Origin of the sequence: Robbsia andropogonis (assembly GCF_034047095.1) — a bacterium.
Lineage (GTDB): Bacteria > Pseudomonadota > Gammaproteobacteria > Burkholderiales > Burkholderiaceae > Robbsia > Robbsia andropogonis.
Genome location: NZ_CP139166.1, coordinates 93111 through 106006 on the forward strand (window position 1 = coordinate 93111; position 12896 = coordinate 106006).

Consider the following 12896-nt stretch of genomic DNA (forward strand, 5'->3'; position numbering starts at 1 on the left):
TTTGCCTAAGCAATACAAAAATGTTATTGTACGGTAATTTTAATTTACAGAAATGCATGATTTTAATAAAATCGGACATCGGCAATAATGACGTAATACCTTGGATTTTTGACGAAATGTAACTGCGATATTGCAAAGTGAAAAGCAAAGCTTTTTAGAAGCAACAAAGGCAAACGTGTCTTCTATAAAAACAGAGTCATAATCGACACTTACGACAACGGTGCATGCGGTCTTGAAGCGATTGATCGATGATGCGAGGGTGATGGCTGAATCTTCCGTGCGTTCTCGTAAGTGTGCTGGTATCCGGAGACATGGGCCCGGACGATCCGCTATCCAATTTGATCAGGGTATTGCATCATAATTAAAGAATAGGCATGTGCGTGAATATACGGCGAAAGTGATTCTTTTCATTGCCGACGATTTAACGATTTGGTCATGGTCGGTGGCAGGTAAGCCACCTGCTAAGTTTGCTCAATAAAAAAGCACCAGGAGCTGGATTAACGAAACACTAGCCGTTCATCCAGCATCTGGCAATTTGAATTCTTCGCTACGATGAGCAGTACTTTTTACCGGCGCTCTCGGTAATTCCCGTCAATTGAAAGGAAATGAAAGGCACGTACTAACCGATGTAGTTTGTTACGCCTGAACTCGTTTTCGAACTACGCCGGATCGGATATACGCGCTTTCACCCGAACTGCTAATGCCTGCGGCGATTGCCTTAAATTCATTCTTGCATTGCACGACCGTCACTCGAATGTCATTGTCGGGCGTTATTGTGATGCGCATGGTTGTTATCGCTGCAAGTTCCCGTCGCGACGCAAGAAACGATTCGATAAGTCAATTGGCGACGGTCTGTTGTATGAATCGCTTTAACACGTGTTCACACACCTTGCCGTGATGGCGACGATAGCGCGTTCGTCGATCATATACGGGCGGATTATTGCGTTTAGAAGAATCGAGGCGGAGTTTTTTGTGCAACTGAACTATGCGCTTTCCCTTCGCGGCATCCATAAGACTTGGCCTGCGAAGCAGGGTAATGCGCCGCATCCAGTCCTGCGTGGCATTGATCTCGATGTGGTCAGCGGTCAGTTCATTGCCCTGCTGGGGCCGTCCGGTTGCGGCAAATCCACCTTGCTTCGTCTGATTGCCGGTCTTGATCAGCCGGATTCCGGCGACATCTTGATCGACGGACGCGACATGGACGGCGTCGGTCCGTCAGAGCGCCAGTTGTCGATGGTCTTTCAGTCATACGCGCTGTTTCCGCACTTGAGTGTCGAGGAAAACGTGGCGTTCGGATTACGCGTCCGGCGCGTCCCCCGTGAGGAAAGACGTGCCCGGGTAGCGGCAGCGCTCAATGCCACGGGGCTGATCGGCTATGAGAAGCGCAAGCCGGCGGCATTATCAGGCGGGCAGCGGCAACGCGTCGCCTTGGCGCGCGCGATTGTTGCGGATCACCCTCTTTGCTTGATGGACGAGCCACTGTCGAACCTGGATGCCAAATTACGGCACGCGGTCCGCATGGAGATTCGTGAGCTGCAGCAACGCCTGGGAATGACTGTCTTGTATGTCACCCACGACCAGAGCGAAGCCATGGGAATGGCGGACCGCATCGTGCTGATGCAGGCGGGACGCGTGGAGCAGTATGGTTCGGCCACCGCGCTGTACCACTATCCCGCCAGTGCATTTGTCGCCGGTTTTATTGGCAGTCCCCCAATGGTGCTCCTGCCTGAGGCGGGGCTGCCTTCCGCGCAACGCCCCTGGCTGGACGCACGCATCGATCCGAGACAATCGCAGGGCGTGCGTGTTCAGGTGGGCATCCGGCCCGAGCACATCGATATCACTCGGCCGAACGAGCGCGTGCTGAACGCCACGGTTTCCGGCATCGAGTTCCAGGGCGCCGAATCCTATATCTATTTGAAGACACGCGACGGGCATCCCGTGGTCGTTCGTGCAGCCGTGCGGGCGCTACAGGCGATGCCGATGATTGGCGATGTGGTCGGCCTGGACTGGCGCCAGAACGCATGTCATGTATTTGACGCCGATACAGGAAAGCGCCTTGAGGTGTTTGACCAATCGCGCATGGATCTAAGCGTGCCCCGCCCTAGCATGTCGCCACTGAGTCTGTCGGAACCCTTCGATGTCGCGTCGGATGACGATCAAACATCCAACCATGCGTCCGTACGCGTCGCGCCGTTTTTGTCCACCATGGTTTAAAACATGATCACACGCTTGCTGGCCGCTCTGCCGCCTGTCCTACGCCATGCGTCCCGTGACGGCGAGGGCGTGACGGCTAACCCGCGTTCGCCGATGGAAGTCACTTCGATGAAAGCGCATCACGCAAGGCGCCGTGAAACCACCGGTCGCCGCATCCGACGCGCCGCTCTATCATTGGCGTGGGGCATCGCGGCGATGGGATGGGGGGCAGCCGCGCATGCGGAAACCAAGTTGACGATGTATTACCCCATCTCTGTAGGGGGGCCGTTAACCAAGATCATGGACGGGCTGATTGCCAGATTCCAGCAGCAACATCCCGATATTGCGGTTCAGGCTATCTACGCCGGTGACTATGATCAGACACGGGTGCGTGCGGTTTCCGCATCACATAGCCGCGATGGGTCATCCGGACAACTCGCCGTCCTGGGTGCGCTGGACACATGGGACCTGATCGACCACGATCTGATTGTGCCGTTCGATCAGGCCGCGGGCGACGACGGTGCCTGGCTCAAGACGTTTTATCCGGCATTACTGGCAAATAGCAACGTCGCGAATCATGTCTGGGGCGTACCCTTCCAACGCTCGACCATCGTCATGTACTACAACAAAGCGATGTTCAAGGCGGCGGGCCTCGATCCCGACAAACCGCCAAAGACATGGGACGAGATGCTGGTCGATGCGAAAAAACTGACCAATGCAGACCATTACGGCCTGATGATCCCGTCGGGCGGTTTTCCCTATTGGATGTTCCAGGCATTGGCCATCGAAAACGGTGTGACGCTGATGAGCGAAGACGGTACGCACGTCAAGTTCAATAGCCCCGCTGCGGTGCAGGCCCTTGCGTATTGGGTGTCGCTGGCCAAGGACGCCAAGGTCAGCCCGCAGGGAATCATCGATTGGAGCACGTTGCGTCAGGCTTTTGTGCAGGGCAAGACGGCGATGATGTGGCACACCACCGGTAATTTGACGGCTGTGAAACATGATGCAACGTTTGACTTCGGCGTGGCGATGTTGCCTGCGAACAAGCGTGCCGGCTCGCCGACGGGCGGTGGCAATTTCTATTTGTTCAAGGGGGCAAACGCGGATCAGCAGAAGGCGGCCCTGACATTTATCCGCTGGATGACGGCGCCCGAACAAGCCGCGCGGTGGTCGATTGCGACAGGCTACGTCGGTACCGCAGAGCCGGCCTACCAGACGCAAGCGTTGCGTGAATATGGCGCCACGTTTCCGCAGGCGATGGTCGCCCGCGATCAATTGAAAGTGGCGGTTCCAGAGTTGTCGACCCACGACTCGGCCCGTGTTCGCGAAGCGTTGAACAATGCGCTGCAATCGGCGATCACCGGCACCACCACGCCGCAACAGGCCCTAGACAAGGCGCAGGCGACCGCGGACCGTATTCTTGCGCGCTATCGCTGACGTGCGGCACGCCAGTCGCATCCGCCACATCCTCTTGCGGGTCAAGGAGGGTAAGTCGTCGCACTGGTGCCGCATCGCACCGTTGCTCCGCCTTGCGCGTCCGTCCCACACGCCACGTATATTTCGAGAAACCGGGTGATGTCCGTTCACGCTGCCGCTTCCTCCGTCGTGCGCATGCGCGCATGGCGTGAATCAAGATGGGTCGGACTTATTTTTGTATCGCCTGCCTTGATCCTCCTGACGTTGTTTGCGTTTTATCCAACGCTTTCCACGGTCTGGGACAGTGTCTTTCGTGTCGGCATACCTGCCAGGCCGGCGCACTTCGTCGGACTTGGAAACTATCGCACGTTATTCGATGACCCGACGTTTCATCAGGTACTGCGAAATAACGTGATCTATGCCGCGGTCACCATTCCGGCTTCCACCGGTATCGCATTGGGCATGGCGCTCTGGGCCAACGCCGCGTTGCCGGGGCGGGCATTCGTGCGGTTGGCCTATTTCACCCCGACTTTGTTGCCCATGATCGCCGCGGCCAATTTGTGGCTCTACTTTTATACGCCTGACCTCGGGTTGTTCGATCGCATCGGCGCATGGTTCGGCGCGCCGTCGATTAATTGGTTGGGAGAACCCGGCACGGCACTGTGGGCGGTAACGGCTGTCACCGTGTGGAAGGAAGCGGGTTTTTTCATGTTGTTTTACCTCGCCGCATTGCAGAGTATTCCGCCGGAGTTGAAGGAAGCTGCCGTGATAGAGGGCGCGGGGCGGTGGTATTACACGTGCCGGGTCGCCTTGCCGCTATTGATGCCCACCACGCTGTTCGTCATGGTCAATGCGACCATTCAGTCCATCAGTTTGATCGACCATTTGTTCATCTTGACCAAAGGCGGGCCGGACAACGCATCGAAGCTCCTGCTTTATTGGATATGGGAAAACGCGTTTGCTTATTTTGATGAGTCGACGGCCGCCGCGATTACAGTGCTGGTACTTGGGGCATTGGCCGTGGTAGGTATCGTGCAATTCATCGTCGCCGAACGCCGGACGCACTATCAATGATATCGATTGACGGCGCGCATCCGACATCCAATCCATTGCCCCCGGTGTCGATCAATCCGACCCGCGCTGCAACCGCACATGCCGCGTCGCTTGGAGAGGTAATGGGCATTACGCAATCGGATCAAACCTATCGCGCAGACGCGCGGGACAACCACCCCGCGCCGCCGCGCCCCTGGCGGATGGCGTTTGCCACGTTTCTTGACACCTTGGGTGCATGGGTGCTCGCGGTGGTGTGGATCGCACCGTTGTTGTTCGCCATGTGGGCTGCATTTCATACCGCGCAAGCAACCCTCACGTTTGATTGGCGTGCTCCGTTGACGTGGTCCAATGTCATTACGGCGTGGCATGCGGCGCCGTGGCCGCGCTTTTTTTTCAATACCGTCGTTTTAAGCACGACGATTCTCTGCGGGCAATTGGTGATCTGCACGTTTGCGGGCTTTGCTTTCGCACGATTGGATCTGCCTTTCAAAGACATTCTGTTTGGTCTGGTGCTGGTTCAGCTTTTTGTCTTGCCCGAGGTCTTGATCCTGGAGAATTATCGGATGGTGTCCCGGCTGGGCTTGTTTGATTCCTACCTGGGAACAAGCTTGCCCTATATGGCAAGCGCTTTCGGCATCTTTCTGCTTCGGCAGGCGTTTCGACAGGTGCCGCGCGAACTCGATGAGGCCGCGCGTATAGAAGGGTGTTCCTGGTTCGGCGTGATGTGGCGTGTCTATGTGCCAGCCGTCAGACCGACTTATCTCGCCTATGCATTGGTATCCGTATCATCACACTGGAACAGTTTCCTCTGGCCCTTGGTCGTGACCAATTCGGCGGCAACGCGCCCGGTTACCGTCGGCTTGTCCCTGTTCGGCGCGCCTGAGAATGGCGTTGACATCTCGGTTATCAGCGCCGGGACGCTATTGACGATCGCGCCGCTGACCCTTGGCTTCTTGATTTTCCAGCGGCAATTCATACAAGCTTTTTTACGCGCCGGTATCAGGTAAAAAAGACCGTTATGCATCATTTGTCCGGCAAATTGTTCTTATACGTTGATCAGCCAACGTGAATTGTAAATTTACTGAAGTCTTTATTCATTCAGCCGTTTACGTGCGTACCGGATGCGCATAGGGCGCGTCGGCTCGCCTATGGGTAAACACGTATGTTGCAGCAACTCTCGATCAAGTCCCGTGTTTTCGCGGCTTTTGGCTGCCTGTTGGTGCTACTGTTCGCCGTGGCCGGCACAGGCCAGTTCGCCACACGGTCAGGTAGCACGGCATTGAAGCAGACGTACTCCGTGCAGACGGCGGCCGCGATTGCGCTGGGTGACTTCAAATATAATTTGGCGATTACGCGCGTCACGATCGATCGGGGGTTGTTACGGCCCCTTGCATCGGGCTCGGATGAAAACCGCGCACTCGTGACAAAAGCACGCGCCTACCTGACGACGTCAAAGAATGCCTACGCCCGCTATCAGGCCTTGCCGAAATCGGAGGAGGAACAGCGGCTTGCCGACGCCGTCAATGCCGACTTTTTGAAGCTGCTCTCGGAGGGCATCGAGCCGTCCTTGGATGGCATCGCCTCAGGCGATACCGCAAGCGCGCAGAATATCACGATGAACACCACGCCGAACCTGGCGCTGGCATTGACCAAGTCGTTGACCAAACTGAATGATGTCCTGCTTCAGCAAGGGGAGCAGGACTACAACGCCTTCCAGGATCTGTTGCATTGGGTGAGCCTGGGTTCGATCGGGTTACTGGCGGTGGCCGTGGTAATCGCCATCGCGTGTGGCATCGGGGTGCAGCGCGCGATCAGCGTGCCGCTGGGGCAAGCCCTGCAAGCGTGCCGCCGGATTGCCGGTGGCGATCTGAGCACGCCGATCGACACGCGTCGCGGTGATGAGATGGGCGAGATGATGCGCGGTCTGGCCGAGATGCGTGACGGATTGCGACAGACGCTGCAAGCGATGCTCTCCAGCAGTGAGGCAATGGCAACGGCGACGCAGCAAATTGCTTCAGGCAACGCCGATCTGTCACGGCGTACCGAGTCCCAGGCAGCCGCGTTGGAGCAGACGGCCGCAAGCATGGAAGAACTGACCGCAACGGTAAAGCAAAACCATGCGAATGCGACCGAGGCCAGCGACGTGGCGCAACAGGCCAGCGCCATCGCGCGCAATGGCGGGGGCGTGATGGATCAGGTCGTCGAGACGATGACGGCGATCAGCGCACAGTCCCAACAGATGGCATCGATCACGAGTGTCATCGAGTCGATTGCGTTCCAGACGAATATCCTGGCGCTGAATGCGGCGGTCGAGGCGGCGCGGGCCGGCGAGCAGGGGCGGGGTTTTGCCGTGGTTGCCAGTGAGGTACGCACATTGGCACAACGTTCCGCGAATGCGGCGAAGGAAATCAAGTCGCTGATCGATGCGGCCAACGGCCGCGTGGAAGCGGGCGCCGGTCTGGTGCAGACGGCCGGCAAGACGATGGCCGAGATCGTCGCCTCCATTTCGCGTGTGCATCACATCATCGACAGCGTCAGCCTGGCGTCGCGCGAGCAGACCGATGGCATTCAGCAGGTCAACCAGGCGGTCAATCAAATGGACGAGTCGACGCAACAGAATGCTGCGTTGGTCGAACAAACCGCGGCGGCAGCCTTGTCGCTGGCAGACCAGTCGCGGGTCTTGCAGTCCAGCGCCAACCGCTTCCGCATATGACCCCAGGGCGGCTGAGAGCACGGCCGCCCTTTGCCGACAACGTCGCGAAAAAAATATTAATAGAAAGCGCGACGGATTGGCGTTGCCCCGGCGTTTAATAAGATAAGCGCGTATCGCCGCCATCGCGGTGATGTGAAGATAAACGACGCATGTGGACACGCCGGCGTACGCTCGCGTGCGCACCAGGGGGAGAAGGCCGCGCATGACAGCCCCGGAACCGGATGCCGACCCGGATTGGGACTTGATCCAACGCGTGGGACGCCGGGAGGCTCCCGCTGCTCGTGAACTCGTCGCCAAGAAGCTGCCTCGGCTGTTATCGCTCGCGACCCGGCTGCTTGGCGACCGCGATGAAGCGAACGATGTTGCGCAGGAGGTTTTCCTGCGTGTCTGGCGTGAGGCGGGCAAGTGGCAGCCCGGCGTTGCGCGCTTCGATACCTGGCTGCATCGTGTCGTGCTGAATCTCTGTTACGACCGACTGCGACGCCTGCGCCGAAGCGATCACCCGGCTCCGGCCGTCTACGGCGCACAGCCCGGTTTCGATGATCATCGAGATGGGTTTGCCGCTGACGACGGGATGCTGCAAGGGCGCGATGCTGACGATCCGGCACCGCGCCCGGAGGACGTCCTCGCGGCGAAGGCCGAGCGGGCCCGCATTCGTACCGCGATACAAGCCTTGCCGACGCGGCAACGCGAGGCCTTGGTGCTGCAGTATTACCAGGAGTGCGGCAATGTGGAAGCGGCGCGGATCATGGGTATTTCGGTTGAAGCGCTGGAAAGTCTGCTGGCTCGTGCACGCCGAACACTGCGGGCTACGCTGGACGAACCGAAAGCGCCGGGGGTGTCTGTGAAGTCGAAGAGAACGGGACCGGAGCAATCGGGCTCAGACATCGGGAGGCAACAAGATCATGACGAATTCGAACGCGCGGTCCGGCATGGAAGATGACCGCTTTCCCCTCGCGCCCATGTCGCTGGCGCGGTTCGAGGCGCTGACCGATGCTTACGGCGGCTGCGCGTCGCGCTGGCCGGCCGCCGAACGGGGTGCCGCACAGCGCCTGCTGGACGGAACCGGATCGGATGCCGATGGCGCACGCAGCGCATTGGCATCGGCGTCGGCGTTGGATGCGCTCCTGGCGCGCGACACCGTACCTGCGATTACCGCCCAGGAAGTACAAGACGTGCTTGCGACGTTCGCGTCCGGGCCATTGCGGCATTGGACGCTGGCCGAGGGATGGCGCCGCGCCCGCGTTGCGGTGATGGCCGGTCTGGTCGCTTTCGTCGGGGTTGCCGGGGTGGCGAGTGGCGCGATGCTGACGTCGATCTGGTTTCCCGCCAATGCCGCGACGTTGACGACCCTCGATGGGCTCGGGATGCAAAACGCCGCCGAACCGCTGTATCGCGGGACGGTTTTCGGAGGCTCCGTGACCGACTGGAGTGAGCAATGAAAGAGTGGAACGGCGCCGAGGCGTCCGACAGCGTCCGCGGGAGGGCCGGACGGGCGCCTTCATCGACCGTCATCAAAGGCGCTGTCACCGCGTCACGCCGCTGGCTCGTGGCGTCGATCGTGTTGAATGTGTTCTTGCTGGGTGCGGCTGGCGGCGGGTTGTATCGCTGGCATGCGCAGCAGACGCGGCTGGATGCGTTGCAGCAGCGGGGCCTGCGCTATGCGGCAGATCAGTTGCCCGCCGCGCGCCAGGCGGCATTCGCGGCGGCATTGAAAGCGACGCGTCGCGATCCGGAGACCCGTGCGTTGGCATTGGCAGCACGTGACGGCCGTCTGCAGATAGCGGGACTGCTGTCCGCGCCCAATCTCGATCAGGATGCCCTGCGCGATGCACTGGCGCGTACGCGTAATGCGGACATCGCGCTACGCGCCCGCATCGAAACGACGGTTGCAACGTTCGCCGCGACGTTGACGCCACCCGAACGGCTGCAGATGGTTGATGCCATGCAGCGGCATGGACCATTGCGGCCGGTCGCGCCGGAGTCCGGTGCGAGCACGAGGTAAGCCATGACACAGCAAGAAAGGCATTCTCCATCCGCCATGCGTGCGTGGCAACCGCCCACGGCGGTCCGCGCAACGCCGGCTGCCATCGCACTGAATCGTTTTGGCCTGGGTGCGCGGCCTGACGAGGCGGCCCCGACCGATCCGGCCGCCTGGCTGCATGCGCAGCTTGACGTACCCGTCGCGCAGACGATTCCAGCTGTCTGGCAGCAACAGCCCGGCACCCAGACATTGGCCGCGCGTCTGGGCGAGGGGCAAGCAACGCTGCGGCGGCTTGCCCGCGAGCAGGGCGGCAATCCGTCTGACGTCGCGCAGGCAGGCGGGAGGACGCCACCGTCGGTTGCATCAACACCGACGCCATCGATGCGACAGCGCGGCCAAGCGAATCGGAATGCGCCGGTCACGCCGGATGCGCAGGCTGGCAAGGCAGACCCGAACGAGACTCCGCTTGCCGCGCAGCGCAGGTTATACAACGAAGCGATCCGCGATACCTATCGGTCCGCCGTGGACGCACGCCTCACCGGGGCGCTGACGACGCCGACGCCGTTTGTCGAGCGGCTGGTGTATTTCTGGTCGAACCATTTCGCCGTCTCTATTGACAAGCAGCCGGTTACGCTGATGGCCGGCGCCTTCGAGGCGGAAGCGATTCGGCCGCATGTACTCGGACAGTTCGAGGACATGGTTGTGGCGGTGGAACAGCATCCGGCGATGCAGTATTTCCTCGATCAGGCGCAATCGATCGGTCCGGACAGCGTGGCGGCGGAGCGTGCCGAGGCGCGTAATGCCGCCCGTCGCCCTGGCTTGAACGAGAATCTCGCACGGGAAACGATGGAGCTGCATACGCTAGGCGTTCGCAGTGGTTATACGCAGCAGGATGTCACGGAGTTCGCAAAGGCGCTGACCGGATGGAGCGTGACGGGGCTCCAGGCGGCGCAGGCTCCCACGCCGTTGCCGCCAGGGGTATTCGTCTTTCGGCCGCAGGCGCACGAGCCAGGGGAGCGAACGGTAATGGGGCGGACCTATTCCGATTTGCCCGGACCGCGCGGCGTGCAGCAGGGGCTGACGATGCTGCACGATTTCGCGACATCGCCGGCTACCGCGCAACATATCGCTCGCAAACTGGCTGTGCATTTCGTGGCTGACGACCCGCCGCCGGCGCTGGTGGCGCGTCTCGCCGAAGCGTTCCAAAAGAGCGATGGCCATCTGCCCACCGTTTACCGGGCATTGATCGATGCGAAGGAAGCGTGGCACCCCGTCAATGCGAAGTTCAAGACGCCGTGGGAGTGGACGGTGTCGGCAACGCGGGGCCTGGGTTGGCAAACTGCCGAAGCGAACAAGACCGCGCCGCTGTTGCGTCAGCTCGGCCAGCCGATATGGCAACCAGGATCACCGGCGGGCTATGACGACATCGCCGCGAGTTGGGCCGCGCCCGATGCCCTGGTTCGGCGCGTGGAGTTCGCGCAGCGACTGGCGTCCCGGGTCGGCGACCGCGTCGACGCGCGTACCGTCGGGCCCGTGTGGCTTGCAGGCAGTCTTTCACCAGCAACCGCCAACGAAATTGCACGTGCCGAGAGCGCCTCCGAGGCACTCGCGTTACTGATGGTATCGCCTGATTTTTTACGGAGGTAATGACGATGAAACGTCGTGATTTCTTGCGCCGCGCCGGTGCGCTGGCAGCTTGGACGGCTTTCCCCGGCACAATGTTCGGCGGTGCACGCATCGCCTTTGCCGCCGTGGATACACCGCAGCGCTTCGTCTTCGTCATTCAACGGGGCGCCGCGGACGGCTTGAACACCGTGGTACCCTATGCCGACCCTGCCTATGCGCGACTACGCGGCGAACTGGCGCTCGATCCCGGCACGTTGCACAAGCTGGACGGCACGTTTGGCTTGCACCCGTCCTTGGTGCAGACCGCCGTGATGTACGGCCAGGGCGAGGCGTTGATGATCCACGCGGTGGCATCGCCCTATCGGGATCGCTCGCATTTCGACGGTCAGAACGTTTTGGAAACGGGAGGCTTGCGGCCTTATCAGATCAGGGATGGCTGGTTGAACCGATTGGTGGCGTTGCTCCCGCCCACGGGCGGGCATCAGGCGTCCGTACATCGTGATGACGCCATCGCGTTTGCACCAACGGTGCCGCTCGCATTGCGCGGCCGTGCTGATGTCACGTCGTATGCGCCGTCTTCGTTAGGCCAGGCACAGGACGATCTGCTGTTGCGGGTATCCCGGCTTTATGCCGAGGACGCGCAACTGCATCCGCTGTGGGACTCGGCCATGCAGACGCGTCACCTTGCGGGGTCGATCGGTACGAAGCAGGATCCCGCGGCAATCGGCAAGATGGCAGCCGGATTCCTGGTGCGTCCGGACGGACCACGGATCGCGATGATCGAGACCAACGGTTGGGACACGCATACGGCGCAAAACCCCAGGTTGGCGAATACCTTGAAATCGCTCGATACGATGCTGGCGGCGTTGAAGGAAGGAATGGGCGCGCAGTGGGCGTATACGACCGTGGTGGTGGCCACCGAGTTTGGCCGCACCGCGGCCGTCAACGGTACCAACGGCACCGATCACGGGACGGGGTCTGCGGCGATGATCCTGGGCGGCGCGGTGAAGGGAGGGCGGATACTGGCCGACTGGCCGGGCTTGTCGCCGCAGGCGCTCAATGAAGGTCGCGACTTGCGTGCGACGCTGGCATTGGACAGTCTGATCGCCTCGGCCGCCGCCGAGACATTCCGCCTCGACCCACGTCGCGTCAATACCGCACTGTTCCCACAGTCGCCGAGTCCCGCGATGCGCGATGGCATTTTGCGGAGTTGATGCCGTCAAGCTTGAAATCGATCGGCACGGGCGTCAGCGTGGCGCAACGTGATTGCCGGATTGCCCTAGTGGGCAATACCAGCTGTCGACCTGTGACGATTGTCCCTGCGGTGGATATCCGATCGCAAAATGGAGCGGCACGCAGGGCGCCGCATTCATGCCTCCGCCCGGACTTCCCGTAGGCTGCAACATCACTTGCGGCGACCCGATTGTCACGGTGTTGGCGCTCCGGCCGGTACCTGGCAGCGTGGTGGTGACGACCGTGTGCGTCTCCGTCACCGTGCCAGCCTCGGCGCGCCGCGACTTTCCTTGCGTGGACAGCGTGCGAGTCTTGGTATTGCCGGACCGGGCGCGATGCGTGGCGCTGGGGGTGTCCCGCTGCGGCGGTGCATTGGTAATGGCCTCGGTCGTCGTGGCGTCGGTACTGGACCAGGTCGCCGCGATTGCGCCTGGCACGCCGCTCCAGCCGATTGCGGCAAGCCCGGCGATTCCCACCGCACACCATGCCACACGCATGCTGCAGGTACGGTGCCGCGCTCTACGGTGGCGTCCATCTCGGTGCTCCCCGGTGACGCCCACTCTTTTCGCGTTTATCGCCGACATCGCTGCCTCCGTGCAGCAAAGAAGCAGGTATTCTGCCATGCAGTGGTCACGGATGCAGCGCCGCGCAATAGCGCATGCGCTACAGCCGAGGCAG

At 60.8% G+C, this 12896-nt stretch carries 11 protein-coding genes; 10 read left to right on the forward strand and 1 reads right to left on the reverse strand.

Annotated features, from left to right (window positions below):
• Positions 1-972 precede the first annotated feature (972 nt).
• The 10 genes from SJQ66_RS05620 to SJQ66_RS05665 all read left to right on the forward strand — a co-directional run bounded on the left by SJQ66_RS05620 (position 973) and on the right by SJQ66_RS05665 (position 12199).
• Positions 973-2214 carry an ABC transporter ATP-binding protein gene (locus SJQ66_RS05620; protein ID WP_320534066.1) on the forward strand — a complete coding sequence of 414 codons (1242 nt, stop codon included), beginning with the start codon at positions 973-975 and terminating at the stop codon, positions 2212-2214.
• A gap of 153 nt (positions 2215-2367) precedes the next feature.
• Positions 2368-3630: an ABC transporter substrate-binding protein gene (locus SJQ66_RS05625; RefSeq protein WP_036010952.1), complete on the forward strand. Its 1263-nt coding sequence runs from the start codon at positions 2368-2370 to the stop codon at positions 3628-3630.
• A gap of 174 nt (positions 3631-3804) precedes the next feature.
• On the forward strand, positions 3805-4683 hold the full coding sequence (locus tag SJQ66_RS05630) for a carbohydrate ABC transporter permease (protein WP_036010949.1): 879 nt from the start codon (positions 3805-3807) through the stop codon (positions 4681-4683).
• 179 nt (positions 4684-4862) lie between these two features.
• A complete protein-coding gene (locus tag SJQ66_RS05635; protein ID WP_046152191.1) occupies positions 4863-5669 on the forward strand; it encodes a carbohydrate ABC transporter permease in 807 nt (268 codons plus the stop codon).
• A gap of 155 nt (positions 5670-5824) precedes the next feature.
• A complete protein-coding gene (locus SJQ66_RS05640; RefSeq protein ID WP_024904212.1) occupies positions 5825-7375 on the forward strand; it encodes a methyl-accepting chemotaxis protein in 1551 nt (516 codons plus the stop codon).
• A 202-nt stretch (positions 7376-7577) separates the two neighbouring features.
• A complete protein-coding gene (locus tag SJQ66_RS05645; RefSeq protein WP_024904211.1) occupies positions 7578-8318 on the forward strand; it encodes an RNA polymerase sigma factor in 741 nt (246 codons plus the stop codon).
• Positions 8281-8817, forward strand: coding sequence for a hypothetical protein (locus SJQ66_RS05650; protein WP_157685091.1), 537 nt, complete (start codon positions 8281-8283; stop codon positions 8815-8817). The genes SJQ66_RS05645 and SJQ66_RS05650 overlap by 38 nt, the downstream gene beginning before the upstream one ends.
• Positions 8814-9380 carry a periplasmic heavy metal sensor gene (locus tag SJQ66_RS05655; protein WP_024904209.1) on the forward strand — a complete coding sequence of 189 codons (567 nt, stop codon included), beginning with the start codon at positions 8814-8816 and terminating at the stop codon, positions 9378-9380. The genes SJQ66_RS05650 and SJQ66_RS05655 overlap by 4 nt, the downstream gene beginning before the upstream one ends.
• Before the next feature lie 36 nt (positions 9381-9416).
• Positions 9417-11006 (forward strand): DUF1800 domain-containing protein, encoded by a 1590-nt coding sequence (locus SJQ66_RS05660; protein WP_024904208.1) that lies wholly within the window; start codon positions 9417-9419, stop codon positions 11004-11006.
• Positions 11006-12199, forward strand: a complete 1194-nt coding sequence (locus tag SJQ66_RS05665; RefSeq protein ID WP_024904207.1) for a DUF1501 domain-containing protein — start codon at positions 11006-11008, stop codon at positions 12197-12199. Before SJQ66_RS05660 ends, SJQ66_RS05665 begins: the two co-directional genes overlap by 1 nt.
• A 33-nt stretch (positions 12200-12232) precedes the next feature.
• On the opposite strand, the gene SJQ66_RS05670 is transcribed toward SJQ66_RS05665, so the two are convergent.
• Positions 12233-12802, reverse strand: a complete 570-nt coding sequence (locus SJQ66_RS05670) for a hypothetical protein (RefSeq protein WP_320534067.1) — start codon at positions 12800-12802, stop codon at positions 12233-12235.
• Positions 12803-12896 lie beyond the last annotated feature (94 nt).

Coding starts and splice junctions, on each gene's coding strand:
- SJQ66_RS05630 (WP_036010949.1), top strand. CDS start 3,805: ATGCGCGCATGGCGTGAATCAAGATGGGTCGGACTTATTTTTGTATCG.
- SJQ66_RS05635 (WP_046152191.1), top strand. CDS start 4,863: ATGGCGTTTGCCACGTTTCTTGACACCTTGGGTGCATGGGTGCTCGCG.
- SJQ66_RS05640 (WP_024904212.1), top strand. CDS start 5,825: ATGTTGCAGCAACTCTCGATCAAGTCCCGTGTTTTCGCGGCTTTTGGC.
- SJQ66_RS05645 (WP_024904211.1), top strand. CDS start 7,578: ATGACAGCCCCGGAACCGGATGCCGACCCGGATTGGGACTTGATCCAA.
- SJQ66_RS05650 (WP_157685091.1), top strand. CDS start 8,281: ATGACGAATTCGAACGCGCGGTCCGGCATGGAAGATGACCGCTTTCCC.
- SJQ66_RS05655 (WP_024904209.1), top strand. CDS start 8,814: ATGAAAGAGTGGAACGGCGCCGAGGCGTCCGACAGCGTCCGCGGGAGG.
- SJQ66_RS05660 (WP_024904208.1), top strand. CDS start 9,417: ATGCGTGCGTGGCAACCGCCCACGGCGGTCCGCGCAACGCCGGCTGCC.
- SJQ66_RS05665 (WP_024904207.1), top strand. CDS start 11,006: ATGACGATGAAACGTCGTGATTTCTTGCGCCGCGCCGGTGCGCTGGCA.
- SJQ66_RS05670 (WP_320534067.1), bottom strand. CDS start 12,802: ATGTCGGCGATAAACGCGAAAAGAGTGGGCGTCACCGGGGAGCACCGA.